The 24,619-nt window shown below is 37.5% G+C and carries 23 protein-coding genes and 3 pseudogenes; 9 read left to right on the top strand and 17 right to left on the bottom strand.

Going from position 1 to position 24,619, the window contains the following annotated elements; genetic code table 11:
• Positions 1–95 precede the first annotated feature (95 nt).
• From ACIROD_RS01635 to ACIROD_RS01645, 3 genes and pseudogenes are all read right to left on the bottom strand, one after another.
• Positions 96–386 (bottom strand): annotated as a pseudogene (locus ACIROD_RS01635) (response regulator); the annotation flags it as partial.
• A 5-nt stretch (positions 387–391) separates the two neighbouring features.
• Positions 392–601: pseudogene (locus tag ACIROD_RS01640) on the bottom strand (GGDEF domain-containing protein); the annotation flags it as partial.
• A gap of 145 nt (positions 602–746) precedes the next feature.
• Positions 747–950, bottom strand: a complete 204-nt coding sequence (locus tag ACIROD_RS01645) for a response regulator (RefSeq protein ID WP_101225124.1) — start codon at positions 948–950, stop codon at positions 747–749.
• Positions 951–1,096: 146 nt separating this feature from the next.
• Here ACIROD_RS01645 and ACIROD_RS01650 point away from each other — a divergent pair, with 146 nt between their 5' ends.
• Positions 1,097–2,287 carry an alanyl-tRNA editing protein gene (locus ACIROD_RS01650; RefSeq protein WP_402937355.1) on the top strand — a complete coding sequence of 397 codons (1,191 nt, stop codon included), beginning with the start codon at positions 1,097–1,099 and terminating at the stop codon, positions 2,285–2,287.
• A gap of 356 nt (positions 2,288–2,643) precedes the next feature.
• On the opposite strand, the gene ACIROD_RS01655 is transcribed toward ACIROD_RS01650, so the two are convergent.
• Complete coding sequence (locus ACIROD_RS01655) at positions 2,644–3,060, bottom strand: hypothetical protein (protein ID WP_402937357.1); 417 nt, start codon at positions 3,058–3,060, stop codon at positions 2,644–2,646.
• A gap of 77 nt (positions 3,061–3,137) precedes the next feature.
• Positions 3,138–3,329 carry a hypothetical protein gene (locus ACIROD_RS01660; protein WP_034307314.1) on the bottom strand — a complete coding sequence of 64 codons (192 nt, stop codon included), beginning with the start codon at positions 3,327–3,329 and terminating at the stop codon, positions 3,138–3,140.
• Positions 3,330–3,470: 141 nt separating this feature from the next.
• Here ACIROD_RS01660 and ACIROD_RS01665 point away from each other — a divergent pair, with 141 nt between their 5' ends.
• On the top strand, positions 3,471–3,992 hold the full coding sequence (locus ACIROD_RS01665) for a GNAT family N-acetyltransferase (protein WP_402937359.1): 522 nt from the start codon (positions 3,471–3,473) through the stop codon (positions 3,990–3,992).
• A gap of 40 nt (positions 3,993–4,032) precedes the next feature.
• On the opposite strand, the gene ACIROD_RS01670 is transcribed toward ACIROD_RS01665, so the two are convergent.
• On the bottom strand, positions 4,033–6,291 hold the full coding sequence (locus tag ACIROD_RS01670; protein WP_402937361.1) for a HelD family protein: 2,259 nt from the start codon (positions 6,289–6,291) through the stop codon (positions 4,033–4,035).
• A gap of 321 nt (positions 6,292–6,612) precedes the next feature.
• Here ACIROD_RS01670 and ACIROD_RS01675 point away from each other — a divergent pair, with 321 nt between their 5' ends.
• On the top strand, positions 6,613–6,852 hold the full coding sequence (locus ACIROD_RS01675) for a hypothetical protein (RefSeq protein ID WP_101225129.1): 240 nt from the start codon (positions 6,613–6,615) through the stop codon (positions 6,850–6,852).
• A 184-nt stretch (positions 6,853–7,036) separates the two neighbouring features.
• Here the strand turns inward: ACIROD_RS01675 and ACIROD_RS01680 are convergent, their stop codons facing one another.
• Positions 7,037–7,438, bottom strand: coding sequence for an RDD family protein (locus ACIROD_RS01680; RefSeq protein ID WP_402937363.1), 402 nt, complete (start codon positions 7,436–7,438; stop codon positions 7,037–7,039).
• Positions 7,439–7,781: 343 nt separating this feature from the next.
• On the opposite strand from ACIROD_RS01680, the gene ACIROD_RS01685 reads away from it, so the two are divergent.
• Positions 7,782–9,401: an ABC-F family ATP-binding cassette domain-containing protein gene (locus ACIROD_RS01685; RefSeq protein WP_101225131.1), complete on the top strand. Its 1,620-nt coding sequence runs from the start codon at positions 7,782–7,784 to the stop codon at positions 9,399–9,401.
• 198 nt (positions 9,402–9,599) lie between these two features.
• The gene (locus tag ACIROD_RS01690; protein ID WP_034307327.1) at positions 9,600–9,872 is read left to right on the top strand and encodes a hypothetical protein; all 273 of its coding nucleotides are present in this window, start codon (positions 9,600–9,602) and stop codon (positions 9,870–9,872) included.
• 428 nt (positions 9,873–10,300) lie between these two features.
• Here the strand turns inward: ACIROD_RS01690 and ACIROD_RS01695 are convergent.
• The 5 genes and pseudogenes from ACIROD_RS01695 to ACIROD_RS01715 form a co-directional block, all read right to left on the bottom strand.
• Positions 10,301–10,519: pseudogene (locus tag ACIROD_RS01695) on the bottom strand (flotillin domain-containing protein); the annotation flags it as partial.
• 133 nt (positions 10,520–10,652) lie between these two features.
• Positions 10,653–11,786, bottom strand: a complete 1,134-nt coding sequence (locus tag ACIROD_RS01700) for an NADH-dependent flavin oxidoreductase (RefSeq protein WP_402937366.1) — start codon at positions 11,784–11,786, stop codon at positions 10,653–10,655.
• 227 nt (positions 11,787–12,013) lie between these two features.
• Complete coding sequence (locus ACIROD_RS01705; protein WP_402937367.1) at positions 12,014–12,382, bottom strand: MerR family transcriptional regulator; 369 nt, start codon at positions 12,380–12,382, stop codon at positions 12,014–12,016.
• 426 nt (positions 12,383–12,808) lie between these two features.
• Positions 12,809–13,447: a LysE family translocator gene (locus ACIROD_RS01710; RefSeq protein WP_402937369.1), complete on the bottom strand. Its 639-nt coding sequence runs from the start codon at positions 13,445–13,447 to the stop codon at positions 12,809–12,811.
• Positions 13,448–13,713: 266 nt separating this feature from the next.
• Positions 13,714–14,346 (bottom strand): FMN-binding negative transcriptional regulator, encoded by a 633-nt coding sequence (locus tag ACIROD_RS01715; RefSeq protein WP_232783009.1) that lies wholly within the window; start codon positions 14,344–14,346, stop codon positions 13,714–13,716.
• Positions 14,347–14,458: 112 nt separating this feature from the next.
• Here ACIROD_RS01715 and pdxR point away from each other — a divergent pair, with 112 nt between their 5' ends.
• Entirely contained in the window at positions 14,459–15,844 is a 1,386-nt protein-coding gene (gene pdxR, locus ACIROD_RS01720; protein WP_402937372.1) for a MocR-like pyridoxine biosynthesis transcription factor PdxR, read from the top strand.
• 43 nt (positions 15,845–15,887) lie between these two features.
• The gene (locus ACIROD_RS01725; protein WP_402937373.1) at positions 15,888–16,058 is read left to right on the top strand and encodes an SMR family transporter; all 171 of its coding nucleotides are present in this window, start codon (positions 15,888–15,890) and stop codon (positions 16,056–16,058) included.
• Between the two features lie 192 nt (positions 16,059–16,250).
• On the opposite strand, the gene ACIROD_RS01730 is transcribed toward ACIROD_RS01725, so the two are convergent.
• Positions 16,251–16,862 carry an FMN-binding negative transcriptional regulator gene (locus ACIROD_RS01730; protein ID WP_402937375.1) on the bottom strand — a complete coding sequence of 204 codons (612 nt, stop codon included), beginning with the start codon at positions 16,860–16,862 and terminating at the stop codon, positions 16,251–16,253.
• A 393-nt stretch (positions 16,863–17,255) separates the two neighbouring features.
• On the opposite strand from ACIROD_RS01730, the gene ACIROD_RS01735 reads away from it, so the two are divergent.
• Entirely contained in the window at positions 17,256–18,179 is a 924-nt protein-coding gene (locus ACIROD_RS01735; RefSeq protein ID WP_286141456.1) for a LysR family transcriptional regulator, read from the top strand.
• Positions 18,180–18,295: 116 nt separating this feature from the next.
• A complete protein-coding gene (locus ACIROD_RS01740; protein WP_402937377.1) occupies positions 18,296–18,934 on the top strand; it encodes an HD domain-containing protein in 639 nt (212 codons plus the stop codon).
• Positions 18,935–19,394: 460 nt separating this feature from the next.
• On the opposite strand, the gene ACIROD_RS01745 is transcribed toward ACIROD_RS01740, so the two are convergent.
• The 4 genes from ACIROD_RS01745 to ACIROD_RS01760 form a co-directional block, all read right to left on the bottom strand.
• On the bottom strand, positions 19,395–20,438 hold the full coding sequence (locus ACIROD_RS01745; protein ID WP_402937379.1) for an aldose epimerase family protein: 1,044 nt from the start codon (positions 20,436–20,438) through the stop codon (positions 19,395–19,397).
• Between the two features lie 284 nt (positions 20,439–20,722).
• Complete coding sequence (locus ACIROD_RS01750; RefSeq protein WP_230175785.1) at positions 20,723–22,117, bottom strand: sugar porter family MFS transporter; 1,395 nt, start codon at positions 22,115–22,117, stop codon at positions 20,723–20,725.
• A gap of 316 nt (positions 22,118–22,433) precedes the next feature.
• Positions 22,434–23,858, bottom strand: coding sequence for an L-arabinose isomerase (gene araA / locus ACIROD_RS01755; RefSeq protein ID WP_260357834.1), 1,425 nt, complete (start codon positions 23,856–23,858; stop codon positions 22,434–22,436).
• Positions 23,859–23,910: 52 nt separating this feature from the next.
• Positions 23,911–24,606 (bottom strand): L-ribulose-5-phosphate 4-epimerase, encoded by a 696-nt coding sequence (locus ACIROD_RS01760; protein ID WP_054395601.1) that lies wholly within the window; start codon positions 24,604–24,606, stop codon positions 23,911–23,913.
• Positions 24,607–24,619: the final 13 nt, after the last annotated feature.

Below are 24,619 nucleotides of genomic sequence, written 5' to 3' on the forward strand. Positions count from 1 at the left end.
TTTACCTACAATTGTACCCAATTATTTATATTTCCAACATATTTGAATTTATCATTTTTTTGTTGTTCTGTATACCTATTACGGTTTTTTATTTTTTAACACTTGCTTTCTTCATGGAATGCCTGCGGAACCAGAATATGCCCTTGTTTACCGTTACTTAATAAAGTATGCATGATCACTTTGGATAATTGGCTCGGTTTATACGGTTTAACTAAATAATCCTTTGCTCCCAATGAAATTCCCTTCTCCCTTTCGTCAAGTGCGGTCGATACAAAAACGGGAATCTCATTCAAGTCAGCGGAACCTTTTAATTCCCTCAAGTTCGTCCAGCCGTCCATCTCTCCCTCTTCAAGAAGGATATCCAGTACAATGGCATCAGGAGGTGAGCTTTTTAGCTGATTACGTCAGAACTGCTGATATTGCTTTTATTGAATTGTGCAAACTCAACAAGTACAAGATCCCCCACCGAGTGTCCGTATTGATCATTCACCCTTTTAAAGTGTTCAAGATCAATGATGCTTATCGTAAAATGACGCCCTGACCGCTTCAGTGTATCTTCAAGAAATCTTCTATTATATACCTGTGTCAACTCATCAATAAGGACCGATTTATCAAGATTTTCTTCCGCTGTATATGCCTTACTATCTTTACAATAAACTCATCGATATCAATCGGCTTACCAATAAAATCATCCGCACCCATCCTGAATGCTTTTATCCGTTTATGTTTATCGTTCTGAATACTGTTCATGATCTTCGGTATGACATATTTTTCGTTATTAAGATGAATCTCCTGAAGATTTGAAAACCATCCTTTGCAGGCAACTGAATATCAAGAATAAGGCAATCCGGCTGCATTTCAGAATATTGATTTGACGCTTTGACGGGGTCGGCATTCATTATGACCATCCACCCCTTATCCTCCAATAAATCTTTCAATAAAATCAACATGGATAATTGCCATCTTGCACAATTTATTTAGGATTTGTCATAAAGTTTACTTATTTACTTAACTAATCTTCTAAACCCGCGATTTCAAACTCTGGTATTTCGGTGATATAATTTAAGGATCAACTGAAAGGAAAATGAAATCATACATGACAAAAAAATTGTATTACACGTCCACCAAGACTTCCCAATGGGATACCAAAATTCGGGAGACCATTGAAGAAAATGGCTTTTACTATATCACTCTTGAAGAAACCGCTTTTTATCCCGAAGGGGGCGGTCAGCCTGCAGATACTGGTAAAATAGAAGGAATCACCGTTCTTGACGTTATAAAAGACAATGATGGAAAGATTCTTCATAAGGTGGAGAGACGGCCAGAATCAGAGATCGTTCACTGTGAACTTGATTGGTCCCGCCGCTTTGATCATATGCAACAGCATAGCGGCCAGCATTTACTCTCTGCCGTCTGCAGGGAACTGTTCGACTCTAATACAGTCAGCTTTCACCTTGGGAAGGAATATATAACGATCGATATAATGACAGGATTTCAATGGACTGAAGTACATACGGCTGCTGCTGAAAAGCTAGTTAATCAATATATTATCGAGAATCGCGAAATACTTATCTATTACGTGACAAACGAGCAATTACAGACACTTCCTGTCGTCAAAATGCCTAAAGTTTCAGAGAATATCCGTATAGTTGAGATAGAAGGGATTGAATATAACCCTTGCGGCGGAACCCATGTAGGGCGTACTGGTGAGATTGGCTTAATAAAAATTTTCAAAGCTGAGAGGCAGAAAGAACATACCCGTCTCTATTTTAAGTGCGGCAACAGGGCATTGAACGATTATTCCGAAAGCCTAGGAATTCTTTCAGCATTATCGAATAAGTTCAATACCGGACGTACAGAGATACTGAATAGGGTGGAAAAATTGGAAAATGACTATAAGCAGCTGCTATTGGCAAACGAAAACTTAAAACTTGAAAATGCAAATTTTCTTGCTGACTCCCTGCTTGCAGAAAATGGAGGGGGATTCATCTCTCATATTTTCGAAGATAGCTCAATGAAAGAACTGCTTTACCTTGCAAGTACGATTGTAAAAAAGGAAAAGGTTACCGTATTATTAGCATCACGTAAGGAGCAAAAGGTCATCCTTTCACACAGTGGGGACATCCCCTTTCATTGCGGACAATATTTTAAAGCTGAACTCAGTTCGTATAATGGGAAAGGCGGAGGGAACGAACAGACTGCACAAGCAGGTTTTACATCACAAAATGACTTAATCGCATTTTTCCAATACACAGTTAAAAATTTAGGCCATAATCCTGGTGTATAAAACCGTTCCGTAATGATGGCATACGTGGTGAACACGGAAATCATGACTTCTCGGATTGAGAATAGAGAGGACAAATTAATTCCTCTCTCTTGTAGACAAAAGGGCTTCCATCTGAATTATTAAACAAAGTTGATTAGAACGGAAGGTACGAGACTCCTGCGGGAAAAGCGCGTCCAAGGGAGACCCCACAGGCGCCAAGAGCGCCGAGGAGGCTCCCGGACCGCCCGCGGAAAGCGAGTGCCTGGAGTGGAAATCAACGTTCATATTCTGACACTCCCTCAAAAAAATGTAGGCAATCATAATAATTATCCAATTTGTCTACAGTCTGAAGAGGGGACAAATAAAGTCCTCTCTTTTTATTCTTCCATTTTCAATTTCCCTAACCCGCGTTCTTCAATATGTAGATGGTATTTTTCCTCGAGCTCCATGATACGGATAAACGCTTCCTCCTGATTATATTCTTGGTTTTCCGACTCCTCGGCAAACTCTTTTCTAGCCAAATGATAGGCAAGCTTATCCCTGAACACTCCTTCTTCATACTCATTGATGACTGTTTGAAGTTGATCCTCCAATTCCCGAGTCAAATCATAAATTTCATATTCCTTCACAAACTGTACTCCTTCCACGCCGAAATCTTTGGCAAAGGAATTAATATACTGTTCCATCTCACTAAATTCTTCTTTATTATCTTCAATATCGGAAGCAACCCAATATCCGTACTGAACCATTTTGAATAATGTTTCATACTGTTTCTTGGTAAAATTGATTTTCATTATCGATACTCCTTTTCCTGTTTCCTTACAACAAAAAGAATAAACCGCAATGGAACAAAAGTCCAATGCGGTTTATCTCAATCCAATATTTCCGTTACAGAAAAATAAGCTGCTTTTTCCGTATCTACTACATAATGGCAATCGCCTTTAACTAGATTATAATAACGGTGCTTTTGAATGTTTGAAATCATTTGAGTTGAGTCATCGCCTTCTACCTCATGCTCTAGTTCTTTGCCTCCCGGAAAATAAAAGCCAACTTTCAATTTCATCTTTCTCATCCTTCCCTTCGTCTGGTTGAATCACTCTTTTATTTCATATCCTTTCTCATGCATTTATAAACATAAATAAAATGCTTATTCGCTTTTTCCATGATATTCTAGGGGAAAATACGAAATTCAGAAGGTGTTTTTATGAAGATAAGGAAAGCCATGGAACAAGATGTACGTGGAATAGCAAATGTACATATAAACAGCTGGAAAACGACTTATAAAGGAATCCTCCCGGATCAATATTTGTCTTCCATGAATCTGGAAGCCAAAAAGAAAAACTGGCTTAGAAATTTAAAGATGCTGCATAATGCCACCTTTGTAGCGGAAAACGCCAATGGGGAAATCATCGGTTTCGCTGCTGGCGGCCCTGAACAAACGAATGATCCGCATATTCAAGGTGAAGTATATGCCATTTATTTTTTACAAGAATATCAACGACAGGGACTCGGCCGAAAAATGATAAAAGCGGTCATACATGAGCTTATGAAAATGGAACATCAGAATTTAATAATATGGGCATTAAAGGATAATCCTTCTTGCGGTTTTTACAGAGCACTTGGCGGTCAAGTGATAGCTGAAAAAACCGTTAAAATGGCAGGCATCGAGCTTATCGAAGTCGGTTTCGGGTGGGAAGATATTCATGGTATCCTTATGCATTTGTAAGCATTCCCGAGGAGCGTGGTTACTCTCCACCCTCCCCCTCTCATGTCTCGATAAGGAAGGCTTTTTTCTCATTACCTAAAAAATAAAGCCGGTGCAATGGCCTTGTCATTGTTACGTACAGCAATTTGATATCAAGTTCATTTCCATGGCAATACATTTCTTCGAGGGATATTGCAAATACGACATCGAATTCGAGACCTTTGGCTTGATAGGATGGAACAATCAACGTTTTATCTTTTGGGATGTTTCCCGCTTCATCTATTAAATGAAAGCCTTGATGAAATCCACTTAGTTTCTCGTTTGCCAGTTTGCAATCTTTCATCGTTTTGGCAATAACGGCAAACGTTTTAAAACCTTCTCCTTTAAGGCTTGCGATAAGATCGATCAGATCTTCTTCCCAACCTTCCTTTTCAATGGAAATGAATTCTGGTTCCTTGCCATGACGAACTACAGGTTCAACTTCCGGGAAATCGTATGTTAACATCTGAAGTATTCCATTAGCTCTTTTCATTATTTCAACAGTTGTTCTGTAGCTTTTTTGTAATTCAGTATAAGTCGCCCGAGGGAAAATACGACTGTGAACCTCGTCCCACGTTTGAAGTCCGCGATACGAATGGATGCCTTGCGCAAGATCTCCTACTAGTGTGAACATATCGGTATCCACTGCCGTCTTTAATGCCTGTAACTGCATGAAGCTATAATCCTGTGCCTCATCAATGACGACATTTTTTGCTTTGTTTTCTTTATCGACACCAAAAAGCCGCTCATGAAGATATAATAATGCTCCTAAGTCCTCCATCTCATAACTTTTAGCAGAGAATAATTTATGATTATACTCACATAAAACACTGGCATCTTCAACAGTAAGTTTACCGTTACTGTACGAGGCGAGACGCTCGGGATCTTGGTATAATTCCTGATAGTAATCCAGGAGATCTTTACTTTTGAATTGCTTAAAATACCCTCTTACCGACGTACGTATCGCCTTTTGGACCTGCCCCATCCTTTCCTCTTTCTTATCGAGGCATTTTGTAACAAAGTCCTTGCGAATGACTGGATCGATATTCTTATAAAGAGCTTTCTCAATTTTGGCATCATAAAAATCAACTACACGTTCAAGGATTGTTTTCTTTTTCAATTTCACTTCATTTTGTAGTATGGCCTTCAGTTTGTCCAGCCTGCTGTATAACGGTAAATACCAATAATCCTCTTCCAATAATCTAATGAACTTCTTAGCGGAATAGAGGCGATATTTATCACAATAAAAATCAGCATCTGGATGAAAGCCCCTGAAAATATCCTTTACATATTCGTCCAATATATATTTAAAGGCAGGGGAACCCTTCAGTCCTGATATCCAGACGGCTGAATTAATTTCTTCATCATCATTTTCCAGCAATCGAGTTAATTTATCATCCGCGATAAGCTTCACTTGCTTTCCTATCGCTGCCTGAACATATTCCGAAAATGTAAATTGTTTTACCTTTTCGACTCCCAATTCAGGTAAAGCTTCAGATATGTAATCAATGAAAACCCGGCTCGGAGCAAGAATCATCAATTGACGCGGATCGAACAAGTCTTTATAGTGATAAATGAAATAGGAGATCCTATGTAAAGCAATTGTGGTTTTACCACTGCCCGCTGCGCCTTGAACAATGATAGGTTTATTCAAATCTGCCCGAATGATTTTATTTTGTTCTTCCTGGATCGTGGTAATGATATCTGTCAATCGATTGCTGGAACTTTTGGAAAGGGATTCCTGCAACAATTCATCGGTTGTTGTCAAATCAATGTCCCTAATCTCCTCCAGGATACCTTCTTCTATCATTAGCTGTCTTTTTAAAGTAATGTTCCCGCTGAATGTCTCCCCTTCCGCTTCATATTCTATTTCACCAATCCGTCCCTCATAATACAGGTTTGCAATCGGTGAACGCCAATCGACAATAATCTGTTCCTGGCTTTCCCTCTGATAAAGCGATGCTTTTCCGAAATAAAGGACTTCGCCTCTATCACCGTCATTCCTTTCAAAATCCACTCTAGCAAAGTAGGGTTTTTTACTTGCTTTGCGTAAACTTTCAAGTTCGGTTTTGGACATCTCAAAAAAGTTGGCCGTCGTCAGCAGCTGTGAATATAAGGCTGATTCAGACCAATCGGCATCGCCAAAAGCTTCTTGCATATTCCTCTGAAATTGATCTTTGCTTGTTTCTGATGTTTTGATGACTACATCGATATAACGTTTCGTAAAATCCAGCCGCTGTCGTTCCTTTTCAAAATCAGGGTGATTTCCCAATAAAATCATTCCCCTTCCTTGTGTATTTATCAAACTTAAAATGCCGATGCTAATACGAAATGGACATTTATACTATCAGAAAAGCCAATGGTTGACAAATCTGGAGACATAGAATTATATAGTTGAAATTTACCCCTTCCCTTATATTTCATATAATTCGAAGAATACACTATATATTACATTGATTTAGAAATAATACGTTGACTTATGAACTGCTGCTATTGTCATCAATTCTTAACATAAATAATGCTAATTTAATGTTTTATCCGAAACTCACATTATATACTTAAATTACAATTACATAATTTGCTTAAGAAAGTGGGTACTGTCATGGAAATAAATGAAAAACAACCAATGCTATCCCCTAAATTAATCCATGAACTTGAAATTTTATCATCCAAAACAAATATGCCTGTTTCTGAATTATTGGAAATATCTGTAGTATCATTGCTGGAAAAAGTGAATAATACCAAAGAACTCAATGTTGGACTTAATAATAAGGAAATGATCTTAAGAAATAAAATCATCATTAATCAAAATAAAGAGGTTCTGAATAACAAAAGCACTTGACCATAGAGGTTAAGTGCTTTTTGGTTCCTAACTGCCACTGTATTAATGGAATAGATATTCTAACGTGGTTTCCAATGTAATATTTGTATCTTAATTTGTAATTTCCCCGCCGAAAAATCATTTCTTATTCGGAATTGTAGATTTTCATAAAAAAAAAGCAGCTATTAAACTGCTTAACAATTAATCATGGTTTATTAGATGTCACGTACGTACCTGCTATGAAATCATGTATCGCTCTATGATCTTTCCTTATGCCAACCATGAACGCACTGACAATAAACCCTATCCCAAATGTAATGGCATAAACCAAAGCAGCAACTAAATACCTTAATAGCATTGTGCCTATGCCTAATTTCCTTCCGTCCACCCGTACAATGCGTATTCCCATAATCCTTTTACCCACTGTATAGCCATACCATAATATCGGGACAATCAGCATGTAAAGAAAGTTGAAAAACGTTGAAAAGTTTTCATTTTCCCAATCACCGGTAATCAACCCGAAAATAATCGCTAATGGAAAAGACACTATTATGCCATCCAAAAATGCTGCAAAAAGACGTTTCCAAAAACCTACTGAATCGCTCATTTAAAATCCTCCTGTTGTGTTAGTTACAGTTACCTATATTACCAATAATAAGGATGGTGCGTAATGAGTCTTTGTACCCGCCGAATTCTTTAACAAAAAAATAAAACTTACATAATTGGTGACAAATTATAAGCAAAATTAAATCTCTGTGTAATTTTTGCTTATAAACGTTTGTTTTTGCTAATCTGCCTTTAATTTTCCTAAGAAATAAGATACAATTTAAATGATGCACAGTTTAAAACATACAAGATTGTAAACTGCTGTTTGTATGAATCAGCGTAAAACTAATGAAACAAAGTGTTGGACACGTTGAAACAAAAGTATTTTGGAGGAATGTAAATAAATGATTACAGTAAATAATGTTGGTTTACGTTATGGCGATCGTAAACTGTTTGAAGATGTTAATATAAAATTCACTCCTGGTAACTGCTATGGCCTGATTGGTGCGAATGGTGCGGGTAAATCCACTTTCTTAAAAATCCTTTCAGGTGAAATTGAAGCGCAATCCGGTGATGTCCATATGGGTCCTGGCGAACGCCTTGCCGTTCTAAAGCAAGATCACTTCGCTTATGAAGAGGAAGAAGTCCTTAAAGTTGTCATTATGGGACATGAAAGATTATATGAAGTCATGCAAGAAAAAGATGCCATCTATATGAAGGAAAACTTCACCGACGAGGACGGAATGAAAGCGGCCGAACTTGAAGGAGAATTTGCCGAATTAAACGGCTGGGAAGCTGAACCTGAAGCTTCAATCCTCTTAAAAGGCCTTGGCATCACGGAAGACCTGCATACAAAGAAAATGGCTGAATTAAACGGTGGCGACAAAGTTAAAGTATTGCTTGCCCAGGCATTATTCGGTAAACCGGATGTTCTTTTATTGGATGAGCCTACCAACCACTTGGACTTAAAAGCGATCAAATGGCTGGAAGAATTCCTAATCAACTTTGAAAACACTGTTATCGTAGTTTCCCATGACCGTTACTTCCTTAACAAAGTTTGTACACATATCGCGGATCTTGATTTCGGTAAAATCAAAGTTTATATCGGTAACTATGACTTCTGGTATGAATCAAGCCAGCTTGCCCTTAAACTGACTCAAGATGCCAATAAGAAAAAAGAAGAAAAAATCAAAGAGCTTCAAAATTTCATCGCGCGTTTCAGTGCCAATGCATCCAAATCGAGCCAGGCGACATCCCGTAAGAAATTATTGGACAAAATCAGCTTGGATGACATCGAGCCTTCTTCACGCCGCTATCCATATGTCGGCTTTACCCCTGAACGTGAAATCGGGAACGACCTGCTTCGTGTAGATGGAATCTCGAAAACGGTCGATGGCGTAAAAATATTGGATAATGTCAGCTTCACGATGAATAAAGGCGACAAAATTGCATTTGTCGGTAAAGATGAGATTGCTAAAACAACAATGTTCAAAATCTTGGCAGGTGAAATTGAACCGGATAGCGGCTCATTCAAATGGGGCGTTACGACCTCTCAGGCATACTTCCCTAAGGATAATGCTGAATTCTTTGAAGGTGTCGATTTAAATCTTGTCGATTGGCTCCGTCAATATTCTCCTAATGACCAGAGCGAAAGCTTCCTGCGCGGTTTCTTGGGCAGAATGTTATTCTCTGGCGATGAAGTCACGAAAAAGGCAAGTGTACTTTCAGGGGGCGAAAAAGTCCGCTGTATGCTTTCCAAAATGATGTTAAGCGGTTCGAACGTCCTGATGCTTGATGAACCTACTAACCATCTGGACTTAGAGTCGATTACGGCATTAAACAACGGTTTAATCAGCTTTAAAGGATCTATGATCTTCTCTTCACATGATCATCAGTTCATCCAAACTATAGCGAACCGAATCATTGAACTTACTCCAAAAGGTACAGTCGATAAGCAAATGAGTTATGATGAGTACCTTGAAAATGGCGAATTGCAAAAACAAGTGGCTGAAATGTACAAATAATACCTTTATGAAAGCACATCCTTATTGGATGTGCTTTTTTCGTTCCCGATTCTTGCTGCCTGCATTTATTTCATACCTTTAATGTATTGAAGGTATAAAAAACACGCTGCAATAAATATAATAATATTCCCTGAAAGATGAGCACTGAATAATTTCATCGATAAAAAGGTATATTGGTAAGGAAGGAGTGAGTTAGAATTGGATGGTCATACTGTGAAAAATATTTTTGATGATACAGGATACCTTTTTTTATATGATAAATTCAGTTATCATTTTTATATATCCGGATTGTTCGATGTAGTGGAACAAGAAAAAGTAATCTCGGATTTTTTAAATTCTTATGGCTTCGATGATAAAAACCCTCTCTTTTTTGACGACTTTTCCTATTACTTTAATTGCTTTCATTATTCCCACCAAAAACAAAGGATGATGAATTACTTGAAAACCGAGTATGACGAACATATTTGTTAAGTATAAAAGTCCAGATAAACTGATCCTGCCTCTTATTAGCGAAAACCATTCAAAAAAGGTAAGAGCATACAAGTAGCTCTTACCTCGGACTGTAGGCAAACTCGATGAAAATCGAGTTTGCCTACAGTTTTTTTTGAGTTATAATTTAGACGTTGATTTCCGCTCCAGAAACTCGCTTTCCACGGGCTGCCCGCCCTCGGCGCCTATACGCCTGCGGGGTCACACACACCCGCTCCAATCAATTGGTTTAACTACTAGATAGAACCTTTTGACTAAAGTCTTTATTGTTTTAAAATAGAATTATTAAAACTTGTGTAATGAGGATGCTTTCTAAACATGATTCTATTCAGCGAGATCAACTTAAAATGATTACTTTAGATCAACTTGTGCCTGCGAACCAGTTGGTTCGTAAAATTGGGGCCATTAAAATCCGTTGCATACTCAGTCACTTTATTAGCCTCGCCATTCACACCTCTTCTGCCTGTATCCACTATAGTGATCTTGTCAATAATACTAAGCGGGCTTGCCACTTGTTTTGCATATTTTGGCAGCATTTTCAAAGTCTTATCCATTACAGCCGCATGCCCAAACTATTCAAAAGCTTCAGCAATCTTCTACTTGGCTTCTGCCTCTGCTATCCCTTTTAACAAGTCCGTCCATACGTGTAAGCCTTTGTCAAGTTGGGCCAAGGCTGCTTTTTTGACGAGAGATGCTGCAACTGAAGACATCTCCCTTGCAAACCTCCCTTGCCCCTTTAGTTAATCCACCGTTTGTTCTAGATTATTCCTCAATCTTAAACCATGTGCCTGAAGCTTGAATGACGCCCCAAAGTTTTTCTGGAAGGCCAAGCTCATTAACCTTTGAAGCCTTTAACACTGTTTGGATCTCAGACTCTTGTCCATTTTGAACCTTTTCAAGCCAGTCTGGATTCATGATTAACGCGTGGCCAATTGCAGCTAGGGTAAGTCCCTTATCTAATGCTTTAGCAACATCATCCGGAGTTACCATAGAACCAGCAGCCAGTACAGGAACTCGTCCGTTTACATGGTCAACAACCAACTCAAGATATGTCTTTTCATCTTGACTGTCGACTGGCTTTGAAGAAAGAGTATCAGCCAATGAAGCATGCACATAATCAACATCATCTTCAATCAGGCGTTCAATCAATACATAGGTATCCTTCATTCTCAAACCGCCTTCTTGGTGTTCGTCAGGAGATATCCTGTATCCTAAAATAAAAGGTTTTGTTGCATGCTTTTCAATCACCTTTTTCACTTCTTGAACGATTGCCAGTGGGAAACGCATGCGATTTTCCAATGATCCTCCCCATTGATCTTCTCGTCTGTTGAAGAAAGGTGAAAAGAAGTTTTGCATTAAAAAACCATGTGCACCATGAAGTTCCACGCCGTCAAAACCTGCTTCAATTGCTCTTCTAGTTGTTTCTCCAAATGCATGAATCACTTCCATTATTTCGACACGAGAAAGCTCTTTAGGTAGTACTGAAGGTGCAAATCCAGTAGCTTCAGTCACTAAAGCGCTGGAACTAACAACCTCTCCATTTGGTGTCAAATCCGGTAGTGCTTTGTTACCTGCATGGAAAATTTGAAGGATAGCAGCAGCTCCGCCACTTTTCGCGGTTTCAGCTAATTTACGTAAGCCCGGCGTAAATTTATCGTCATAAGCTGCAAATTCATTTGTAAAACCTATCCCGTTTCGAGTCACATGTGTACAACCTGTAATCACAAGTCCTACTCCGTTTACTCTTTTTTTGTAATAGGTTAATTCCTCATCTGAAACCGTGTAATCATCATTACTGGACCAAGTTGTCATTGGTGCCATAACCACTCTATTATTAAGGGTAATCCCGTTTTTAAATGTAAAAGATTTAAAAAAGTTGCTATATTTTTCGTTCATTCTTTAACCTCTTTCTCCAATAATATTAATCAAACATTGTTAGTTTGTCGTATTTTGTAGAGGGTTGATTAACCCTTCTTTTATTAAATGGTGCAAGAATAGGTTACTCCCTAGAGAGCACTCTAACGCAAGTGTTTTTTATTTTCGAGAAAAACACGATGTAGAAAGCTGTCTGTACGAGGGTTACCCAAAAGATGTAAAAGAAAAACCAACCAGATGCTTGATTTCTAAGAGAAACAGTCTCCTACTTCATTTTCATAAAAATGTATTTTATTATCCAAATGCTCTAAACTTTGATGGATTTTCTCCAATTCTTCCACTACTTTTTTTCGATGCTTTTTAAGCAGAGCTAATCTTTCTTCTATGGTTTTATCCCCCATATGCCCCCACATGGCAAATCGTTTCATGTCTTTTAGTGACATCCCTGTATTTTTTAGGTGGAGCAATGATTCAATCCATAATTTATTTTCATCCGAGTAAATTCTGACATTGTTATCGTCTCTATTTACTTTTATTAACCCTTCTTTTTCATAAAACCTCAATGTATGTTCGCTTAGCCCAACTATTTTAGAAAATTCTCCAATAGTATATGTCAATATAACCCCTCCATTAAAACTGATATGTCTATTTCTTCTTTTTTAACTTGTGTTATAAAGAAAGGATAATACTTAGAGTTTACTCTAAGTCAAGAAATTGTAATTCTTCTACATATAAAGATTAAAGATCTTTTAGATTTATTTCCTTAGAAAAATTTTAAAAAAGGAGACTTAATGAGTAGAATAAAAAAAGTCACTTATTTATAAAGGGTGCATTTTTGATGTGTTTTTTTGAAATTACGAACCCATATGAAAGATCGTTTTCAAATAAAAAAGCAAACTCGCTCAGTTTTGGCAAGTTTGCTTTTTTATAGCTATCTGGTTCCTTATGCAAATAAAACTCCCTCAATAAACTAAAAACTATCTCACGAATGCTCTAGAAGTCATAGGAGTTCATAGTCATATCATTAACCGTTATCTATACTCTTATGTTTTGGAGGGGCTCGCAAAGGCGGAGAATACCCCTAGAACAATATATAAATAACCAGTTATCCGATTCTGCAACTTAGAATTCACTTCACTACCCAGAATCCGCTTTCTAATACTTGCTGCAAGAACTGCATACAGACCATCACTAATAAAAGCTAGGATAATAAATATAATTCCTAAATGCAAAAATTGAATTGTGACTGATCCAGCAGAAGGTGATATGAATTGCGGAAAGAAGGCTAAAAAAAAGAGTGCTGTCTTAGGATTCATTACTTCTACGAGCGCTGATTCGTAAAATATCTTTAATAACCTTTTGCGAGGGGCTTTTAGAATTTCTGATGTCGTTCGATCGGATGTAGAAAGTAAAGTCTTACACCCCAGATAGATAAGATATGCAGCACCTAAGTATTTAACGATATTAAAGGCTGTTGCTGATGTCATAAGGATTGCCGAAACTCCTATTGCTCCAGCTAAAACGTGAACAGAACCACCAAGAGATACACCCAGAACTGATACTATGCCCGCTTTCTTCCCTTGATCAATGCTTCTTGCCATAATATACAACACAGCCGGTCCAGGTATTATTAACAATGTAGCAGCAGTAATTACAAATAGCCAAATATTTGAAAGCTCCATAAAAAGCAACTCCTTGTTGTATTTTTGCACACGCTTTATTGGGCTCCTCCTTGATTGGTGAAAGCTAGTTTACACTTTTTTTAAGGTTCGCTTTCATCAAGGAGGCAATTTGTTGCTCATTTAGAAAAGGAATCTGTTCAAACTGTTTTAAAATGAGCTCTTGTCTGTAAGGAATGGCTTTGACTTACCTTTGCTTTCCCTTAAAAAGTGATAAACACCATTTTTGCTTTTAGGGGTGCCACCAGCAAACCCTAGTAATATGCCAATCATTCAATTAACCCTTTCCGTTGCTCACGCATCCATTGCGCAACCTGAATTTCCCCTTGTTCATTTGATTTTTCAAGCTCTGTAATAATCGCTTTGTAATCAGTGTCATTACGATTTTGACTCATTTTGGCTGCAGCTTGAATAGATGTGATTTCAATTTCAAAGCCAACTATTCCTTTCATTTCACTCTTAAGCAATTCTGGATCAAACGTTTCCCAGGTCCGACCATTTTCTCGATGCGACTCATAGTGATTAAGCATAGTATCCAAGGAGGAAATCAGCTCGTCTTCAGTGATTACACGAGCTGATCCATACGCATGTACAGCTAGATAGTCCCATGTAGGAACCTCTTCGCACTTATACCAACTTGATGAAATGTAAGCGTGCTGCCCTTGAAAAATCAGTAACACATCACTATTATTGTCTAAAGTTTTTTTCTGCATGTTTCCGTATGCAATGTGGCCAGTCGCATAGATTTTCCCTCCATCTTCCCGAATTTCCAAAGGAATATGCGTAGCCATGGGACGATGTTCATCAACAGTAATCAATAAGGCAAACGGGTTAGACTTCATAATTTGAACAGCCTCTTCATTTTTCATACGATATTGCTTAGGAATGTACACATTAATCATCCTTTCAACTTGAGTTTTTAAAAATGAATATCCGATAAAAAAATAGTATTATACAAATTGACATGAAAAAAGGTACAATAATAAACAAATATACATGTCAGAGGGAATGCAAATGAATAATACCATTTTTACTTTTAATGATAACTCCCCAAAATACAAACAAATCTACGATAAATTCAAATCATATATTGAACAAGGAGACATTTTGGCGAATGAGCAATTACCCTCCATTCGTCAACTTGCAGATTCCTTACATGTAAGCCGTAATACAACTTTACTGGCATATGAACAACTTGTTGCTGAAGGGTATATTCGTGGAGAGGGCAGAAAAGGTTATTTTGCAAATGAGTTAGAACCCCTAATATTTCAGGAGCCATTAATCTCTTATAATAATAAGCAGTCTGAGTCCAAGAAACCTCCGGTAGTTAGTTTCAGGGCAGATGCCGTTGATCAAACACATTTCCCACTGAAAATTTGGAGGAGAATTGCTAACCAAGTATTAACATTACAGGATAGCTTTCGATACGGGGAACCATTTGGGGAAGAATGCCTGCGCGAACAAATCTCCACATATTTATTCCAATCACGCGGAGTGAAAACAAATGCAAATGCAATTATTATCGGAAGCAGTACCCAACAAATGCTTGTATACCTTGGGCATATACTGAAGGATGAATTCCAGAGTATTATAGTTGAAGACCCTGGTTACGACGGTGCTAGGGAAGCTTTTCAATTCCATCGATTTATGCTTGAAACTTTGCCGGTTTATGAAACAGGTGCTGAACTTTCCCAATTAGAACAAATGAAATCACGATTAATCTATGTAACCCCTTCCCATCAAAGTCCAATTGGAGTAAGCATGTCTATTCAACAACGGCAAATGCTTATTCATTGGGTTAACAAGATTCGTGGATATATTATTGAAGACGATTATGATAGTGAATTTCGCTATACACAAAAACCATTTCCTGCTCTTGCCTCAATTGATTTAGCAAGAGTCATTTATTTAGGGAATTTCTCGAAGTCCTTTCTTCCAGGAATTCGTTTAAGTTATATGGTCTTGCCACAGCCATTATTAAATCGTTTTAAAAATCAGTTTCTTCATTTTGAAGCTACCACCTCCCTGCTTAGCCAGCTTACAATGGCTAAACTTATGGAAGAGGGAGAATGGAGTCGACATATTAAACGAATGCGCCTTGTTTATAAAAGAAAAATGCAGCACTTAGTATCCGCATTAAAAGAGCAATTCGCTCAAAATATATCAATTATTGGTGAACAATCCGGTTTGTATGTATTAGTCAAGGTACATCTGAAGCATTCAGAAGAATGGTTAATTCAACAAGCTTCCTTTCATGGCGTTACTGTGTATCCTACGTCTCTCTACTTCATTAAAAATAACACCGACGGACCAATGGTTAAACTAGGTTTCAGTAATCTTTCTGACGATGAAATTGATGTGGGTGTGAAACTCTTAAAGAAGGCATGGATAAAAGAATAACTCGATAATTCTTTGAATAAACAATTGTAGCTATTTTATTTGAATGTTTGGTGTTGCAAAAATAATCTTCATAGGAACCTTTCTAGCATTATTAGTTATTGGATTTGAAGCGAGCTTCACATTTTTATCCTATGCAATGGACAAACTTCCTATGGGGACAGCTTATGAATATGGACGGGAATTGGTGCGGCAGGTAGAGCATCATTTGAAATGATTTTATACGGATAATCCGAATATTGGAATAGTTAGTTTTTATTAGGAAGACATTAAATGCTACTTTAGGTCTAAAACTTGTTTCTTAATAGATAAATTGAAGGATAATTTTAAGCCTAATTTCCATCTGAAATTAGGCTTAATTTTTTAACAAATCTACCACAGTATTTTATAAGACAAAGTCGGATATCTTTTAATTTTGTAGATTTTTCTTCATAAGAGATGCTACTTGTATATTATCTTGTTGAGAAGTGTTTTCTAGATGCTTAATAATTAATTCTTGGCGTTCCAAAGGGTGATTTTGACTTAATTTAGCTTTCGCTTCAATTTTTGTGATTTTTATTTTAAATGCTACAATCCCTTTACTCATTCCTTCGATAAATCTGGAATCTACATCGTTTAAATTGTATGGGCTATCTGGACTTTCATATTTGTTTACCATATCATTTAGAGAATCGAATATGACTTTTTGATCTTCGACAATCTCCATATTTCCATATAAATGGATAGACACATAATTCCAAGTAGGAACTGCCATCGTTGTTTCATACCAAGACGGAGATATATAACAGTGAGGACCTTGGAAAACCGCAATAACTTGTTGGTATTCCATATCCTTCCATTGTTCGTTTGGAAGGGCAAAATGACCATATAAAGCACTTTCACCTTTATTTAATATGAGTGGAAGATGGGTAGCGTACGGTTCTCCATTGTGTTGAGAAAATAAAGTCGCAAAGCTGTACTTTTCGATAAAATCATAAATTATTTCTTCATCCTTGAGGTGAAAATGTTTAGGTATATACATGATTTACCTCCTCCTTGATAAGGCCTTTGTAATTTGCGGCTATCTCCAATTTTTAAAAATCTTAGTATTATATGAGATATTTTATTATGTAAACTGACATCTTAAAAGGTACAATTATTAATAATTGTACATGTCATAGCTGAGGACCCTTTTGGACCTTCTCCGCGGATATAGCCTGTATAAGATACCGGGCCCGACAGGTTATCCAACATCATAGTGAGTTAATTATGAACCAAAATAACAGATAGCTAATGGTGTTTTTTAATTTTATCCAGCAATCAGTCCAAATTATGGAATAATCCCTTAAAATAAAGTAACTTAATAACTAGATTATAAAAATTGCAAGCATACAGATAACCAATAATTATTTTCATTAGAAAGGATTGAAATAGTATCGAATTAAGACATTTAGAATATTTTTTAATGGTCAGTAAAGAACTTCATTTTACAAAAGCAGCTGAAAAATTAGGAATTTCGCAACCAACTTTAAGCCATCAAATTAAAATGCTTGAACAAGATATAGGCTATGCACTTTTTAACCGTATTGGTAAAAAGATTGAACTTACTAAGGTGGGAGAAATTGTACAACAAGAAGCATTGAATATTCAAAATTCCTTACAAAGTATTTCTTCTCAAATTAAAGCACTTACAAAAGTAGAAATCGGGGAATTGAAAATTGCTGTGTTACCAGGAGAAATAACGGATTTGGTATCTACTTTATGTATTAAATTTAACCAATTGTATCCGAACATAAAAGTGTTTGTTCAAAGTACGGATGAAGTGGAAAAGGCTGTTTTAGAGAATCAAGCTGATTTTGGTATTGGTTTTGAATTCAATCGGAATGATATGTTGATGGTGACGAAGTTATATGATGAAGAATTTTACCTGATTAGTAATCAAAGTAATGGAGAGCAGAAGGTTTCATTTTCCGATGTTTTAGACAGTTCTCTTATTTTATTTCCAAATATCCATCAATGCAGAAAAATACTTGATAAAACGAGTCTTGAGGTTGGCAGGCAGATAGAACCTATTGTCGAAACGTCTAGCATTGAATCTATCTTGAAGCTTGTTCGAAATGGGGTTGGACGCAGTTTTGTTTCGCGTACATTATATGAATTTTATGATACAGAGGATTTATTTTTCCAGCGTATTGAAAAACCAACTTTGACTAGATCTGTTTATCTCGTGATGAAAAAGAATCGTTTTATCAATTATGCAGCACGTAAGTATATTAAGTTATTACTATGTGAAATCGAAAGGCTGCGTTTTCATACAGAAAAAGATGAGATAGCTTCTTTGAAAAGTTCTATATTATAGTTTTTATCTATTATTATCATAGAAATGAATGAATAGATAAATGATAAATTCCACTTTACAATGAATACAAGTTCATGAGAATGAGAACTATCAAATTGTAAAGGGGATTTTCAATTATGTTTCAAGAAGTAGCAGGTATTAAAATTCCAGATTCCCGATTGGCTAAAGAAGCAGCAGATCTTTTACGCGAGCATGGGGACGACTTGTTGTGGAATCATTCAAATCGTGTATTTTTATTTGGTGCAGTCAACGGAAAAAAAACGAATCATAATTATGATTTAGAGTTGCTATATGTTAGTGCATTATTCCATGATTTAGGCTTAACAAAAAAATTCAGCAGTCCAGATTTACGATTTGAAGTAGACGGTGCAAATGCAGCGAGAAGCTTTTTACAGCAGTATCAAATTCCAGATGAGTCGATTCGTCTTGTATGGGATGCTATTGCGTTACATACGACACCTGGCGTTGCAGAACATAAAGAGTCCGAAGTGGCACTACTCTTTTCAGGTGTTGGTTTAGATGTGATGGGAGATGGATTTGAACAATTCCCTGACGACTTGCGTGAAGAAATTATAAAAGCCTTCCCACGTAACAATTTCAAGAAGGTCATTATTCCAGCGTTTTATGAGGGCTTTAAGCATAAGCCAGAAACTACTTTTGGCAATATGAAGGAAGATATTATTGAATATTTTAGACCTGAATTTAAAAATAAAAATTTCTGTGATTGTATTTTGCATTCACCATGGAAAGAATAGGGTACAAAAACGCACAACGTAACAGCGAATCGTGGTAGGAAGTTAGTAGCAACAGGAGATTCAACGGTTATTAAATTCCTTCATATAATGTAACGGGGACAATCGTTAATTTTTGTTGCGGCATAGGATAAGCACCTCCTTTTATTGATACAAGTATCGTACCAGGAGGTGCTACGTATTTAATAGGCGCTGTTTAAATGGTGGCTTTCCTTTAACCATAGTTTGCGACCCACCATCCAAGTGTTTACGCTTAGATATAAGTTATCCTCTCTCCTCCAAAACTCAGTTCGAGTGAGTGGTTAACTCTTATTCGGCGGGAATCCCACCCTATATATGTAACAACCTATGCTCGAACGCTCTGACAGGCACCGGATGCCGACCCTAACTAGCAGCCGAATCGATGTGAAAATATCGAAACCAAATCCACCTATCCGACACTTTAACACACTAACTGGAAACTTCAGCTGAGTCGGGTCCTGACCTCAATTTTGTATTTTGTTTGGGAAGTATAATTTTCGCCTGCTAAAAGAAGAATATCTCCAAAATCCTCAAATTCAATTGCTCCTGGTGCAGCTTGGGTTTCAAACGTTATCCCGCCGTGTTGAATTAATTTTTCTCCGTGCATGAGTGGCACACCTTCCACAAAGTTTGCAGTGTAAATTACAACCGCAGGCTCTTCTGTGTATACCTCGACTGATATTTTCTGGTCAGGACTAATTAATTTTGCTGCAGTTTGATGAAGTCCTGAGCACGTTAGGAAAAATGGATGATCGATTCCTTGAACCTTTTTAACTTCTGCGTCAATTGCTTCAAAGGTTGATTTTAATTTCTTTGGGGTTCGAAAATCATAAGGCGTGCCAATTGTGCTTCGCTTTTCCCCAGTAACCGTGGTATCGTCATTTACTGGTGCAAATTCTTCAGAAAACATTTGTAAGAAATGATCATCGATTGGATTGCTGGGATGCCCTGTTAAGTTAAAATAGACGTGATTGGTCGGATTAAAAATTGTGTCTTTATCACTAGTTGCTTGATAGCTGACTGACCAAATATTTAAGTTGTCTAATGTGTAAGTCACACTTACTTTCAAATTCCCCGGAAAACCATTCTCGCCATCAGGTGAGTGGGTTGAAAAGATGATTGATGCACTTTCATCGTTCTCCTTCACTTCATAATCCCAGATTTTTTCATCGAATCCAGGGCTGCCACCGTGTAAGGTATTCCCTAATTGATTTACAGATGTTTGGTAACGTGATTCACCAATCGAAAATTGGCCATTTTTTATTCTTCCAGCGACTCTTCCTATTGTTGCTCCATAATATGTTTCTTTTTTGTAATCCTCAATCGAGTCAAATCCCAATACGATATTATTACGACCCGTTTCCGTTAGGACGAACAGATTGACGATTCTTGCACCAAAGTTTGTAACTTCCATTCTTACTCCATGTTCATTTTCTATTGTAAACAGCAAGACTTCATTTCCAAACGAGCTTTGTGATGTTTTCATTTTTCCGGCTCCTTCCCTATTAAATTCCTTCATATAAATAAAAGCTAAAACACCATGAATTGCACAAAAAGTTCAGCAAACATTTTAATGGTGAAAAGCCGAAGTAGCAACTTCGGCCTTAAGATAAGGGAATCATATGAGTAAATCAACATGTTCATGATGTGTGTGTAGATCATAATAACAGAAGTATTTTCCCTTATGACCCCCTGATTTAAAATGCATGCTTAACTATCCTATTTGCGAATAGCTTCTTTGAATTCTGCTCCAAATCTCATAGGTCTAATTTAAGCACTTTTTCCCTTAGCTTGTTTGCTTTCTCCAATTTTTTCAATTTCCTCCAAAGTATGACCTCGAGTTTCAGGAACGCATGTCCGGATAAATAAAACACCAAGTAAACAAATAGCACCAAAGATTGCAAAAACAGCTTCTTGAGACATCGAAGCGGTCATGATTGGAAATAGCAATCCAACCAAGAAAGAACCAATCCAGTTAAATGATGAAGCTATTCCTGATGCACGCCCGCGAATTACCAGCGGGAAAATTTCTCCAACTATGACCCAGGTTAAAGGAGCCCACGTGAATGAATAAAGTGCTACATAGATACTTAAAAAAACAACCATCATCATCGGATTTGCATTAGGAATTAATATATTCAATATTGCCGGCAAAATAAAGGATAGTCCCATAATAGTTCCGCCTATTGTTAATAAAGTACGGCGATTAAATTTATCAGCAATCATAAGGAATATTAATGAACCTAGTACGAGAATAACCCCTTGAATAATTGGCCACATCAATACTGAGCTGGCTTCATGCCCTGTTGCTTTTTCCACAATCATAGGTATATAATAAAAAATTGCGTTTGCGCCCTGGAATTGTTGAAACGCAGCAACACCCACACCAGCAATTACTAAATAACGGTATTTATTACTTAAAAGTGTACCCCAAGATGCTTTTTGATTTACCTTTGCTTCCTCTTTAACAGTTTCTTGAATTTGTATTATTTCAGAGTCAATTTGTTCTTTGTTAGAGCGAATAAAGCCCAACACCTTACGAGCTTCATCAATTTTATTGTTCTTAATTAAAAAACGTGGTGATTCGGGTAACCTTGACACTCCAATAAATAAGATCAAAGCAGGTACGGCAGCCAAACTAAGCATCAACCGCCATGCCATAGTTCCTGGTAAGTCTTTCAATAAATAAGCGACAATGTACGAAAGTAACATTCCAGAGACAATCATTGTTTGATTAATTCCTGACAGACGTCCACGTAAACGTGCCGGCGCCATTTCCGACATATAGGCTGGGACCAACGCAGAAGCAGCACCTACAGCCAACCCTAATAAAATCCGGGCAACAATCATAAAAAGGAGCCCTTTATGAGGGGATATTCCTGCCAAAATGGAGCCAACAGCAAAAATGATAGAAGATATTAAAATCATTTTGCGCCGTCCTAAACGATCGGAAAGTTGTCCGGCCAGGGCACCTCCAAAAATAGCTCCAAACATCAACGAAGAGGTAATCCAGCCAATGGCACCAGGGTTGTTTTGAAGGTTCCAATCATGTTGCAGAAAAGGTAAAGCACCCGTCATAACGCCGATATCATAACCGAAGAGAATGCCTCCAAAAGCCCCAAAAAAATAAATGAATCCACTTGAGATTTTCTTTTCATTAACCATTAAAATTCCCTCCTCAAGGTTTTAAAATTTTTTTTTAAAAATCCCACTACTAAAAATATTGATTGCTTTAAAGAAAATAATAATAGTGTTTTCAATCTACAAATATATGCTAGTAGAATCATCTTAAAAATTATTGATTAGGATGAATTCTGTGTCGTTATTGTGCTATTAAAACGCTTTCATCTTTTTCCGGAAAACTACGAACACGCTTACAAAAAAAGTGATCATACTAATGGTTACTATTTCCAGACTACAACCTCTGGAGTACCTATTTCTTCCCTCCAAGGAAGCAGAGCCTCCTTGGAGGGAAGAAACATTACTTAATAACTACGTATTCCAAGCCAACAAGTTTTGCATAGGTTATGATTTGGTCTGTTGTTAAGTTCAATGAAACAACTGTATGGTGACCGCCACCATTCTCAAGCCAAGCTTTCACTCCATCTTGGAAGTTTGGCTTCACTTCCCAAAGTACACGGGCCACTGGAAGGTTTGGTGCTGGAACAGTTGGCTCAAATGCAGAAACTTCATTAATCAAAAGTTTATAGTTTGTACCAAAGTCAGCCATGGAAACAACGACACCGTCTCCTGCTTTGCCGTCGAATACTAAACGTGCTGGATCTTCACGATCACCTATACCTAATGGAGATACGACAATTTTTGGTTTGTTACTTGCTAAAGATGGGTCGACTTCAAGCATATGTGATTGAAGGATTGATTCTTGTCCAGCAGCTAATTCATATGTGTAATCTTCCATAAAGCCAGTTGATTGGTTATGGCTCATCACTTTCAGTAAGCGATCGAGTGCTGCAGTCTTCCAATCTCCTTCACCCGCAAAGCCATATCCTTGTGCCATCAAACGTTGGACGGCAAGACCAGGAAGTTGTTTCATCCCATATAAATCTTCGAAGTTCGTTGTGAAGGCCGTGTAACCACCATCATCAAGGAAACGTTTAATCGCAATTTCATAGCTTACCTGTACCTTTACGCTTTTCTCCCAATCTTCCCTACTGTTTGTACCATAATCAAATTCATAAAGGCCTTCGTATTCTGAAAATAAAGCATCAATTTCTTCATCAGTAACCGCATTTACATATTGAACAAGGTCTCCGATTCCAAAATAGTCAACTGTCCACCCAAATTGGATTTGCGCTTCAACCTTATCCCCTTCGGTTACTCCAACGTTACGCATGTTGTCTCCAAAGCGAGCCACCTTAATGTTGAAGCTTTCGTTATAAGCAACCGCTACGTCCATCCATTGTGCAATTTGCTTTTGCACTTCAGGGCGCTCCCAATAACCTACAACAACTTTATTTTGTTTTTTCAAACGGGCATTGATAAAACCATATTCACGGTCACCATGAGCGGATTGGTTCAGGTTCATAAAGTCCATATCAATCGTTGCCCAAGGAATGCTTTCATTGAATTGTGTAGCTAAATGAAGCAATGGTTTTTGTAATAGTTTTGTTCCACGAATCCACATTTTTGCAGGTGAGAAAGTATGCATCCAAGTGATGACACCGGCAACTTCGTCACGATAATTGACTTCTTTCATGATGCTTGTGATTCTATCTGCACTAACAGCTAAATCTTGCAATACAAGTGGATAAGGTAAAATACCGCTTTCATTTAATGCGTCGGTTATCGTTTGTGCATGCGCCTTGACCTCTGCTAACGCTTCTTCCCCATATAGATGTTGTGATCCTACGACGAACCAAAATTCCTTTTTTTCTGTTGTTAACATAATAATCCTCTTTTCTTAATTCTAATGGTTTGATAATTTAATAGAGTTGATCTTACTTTTGACCGTAATAAGCATATTTTCCATGTTTTCGTAAATAGTGTTTATCCAAAATATTTTGTGGTAATTCTTTTGCAAAATGATTTAAATCCCGTGTAAATAAATTCATTTTCGAAACTTCATCCAACACCACACTATTCATTACGGCGGATTTTGCATCTTTGCCCCAAGTAAACGGACCATGACCATGAAGTAAGACACCAGGAACGGCTAAAATGTCTAACCCACGCTCTTCAAATGTTTCGATGATTAACTTCCCAGTCTCCACTTCGTACCCACGATCAATCTCCTCTTGTGTTAGGTAGCGGGCACATGGGACGGATCCGTAAAATGTGTCTGCATGAGTGGTCCCCATCGCTGGAACATCAAGGCCTGCTTGAGCCCAGATTGTCGCCCAAGTTGAATGAGTATGTACAATGCCCCCGATTTCTTGGTAATACTTATAAAGTACTGCGTGAGTCGCTGTATCTGATGAAGGCCTCAACTCTCCTTCAACAACATTGCCATCTAAATCAACAACGACCATATCACTGGCTTTCATCGTTTCGTAATCAACACCACTAGGTTTGATAACAAATAAACCGCTTTCACGATCAATGGCACTTGCATTTCCCCATGTATATTTCACAAGTCCATATTTAGGCAAGTCCAAATTTGCTTGAAATACCTCTTCTTTCAGTTGTTCTAACACGTCAATCCCTCCA

Origin of the sequence: Peribacillus sp. NPDC101481 (assembly GCF_044767165.1) — a bacterium.
Lineage (GTDB): Bacteria > Bacillota > Bacilli > Bacillales > DSM-1321 > Peribacillus.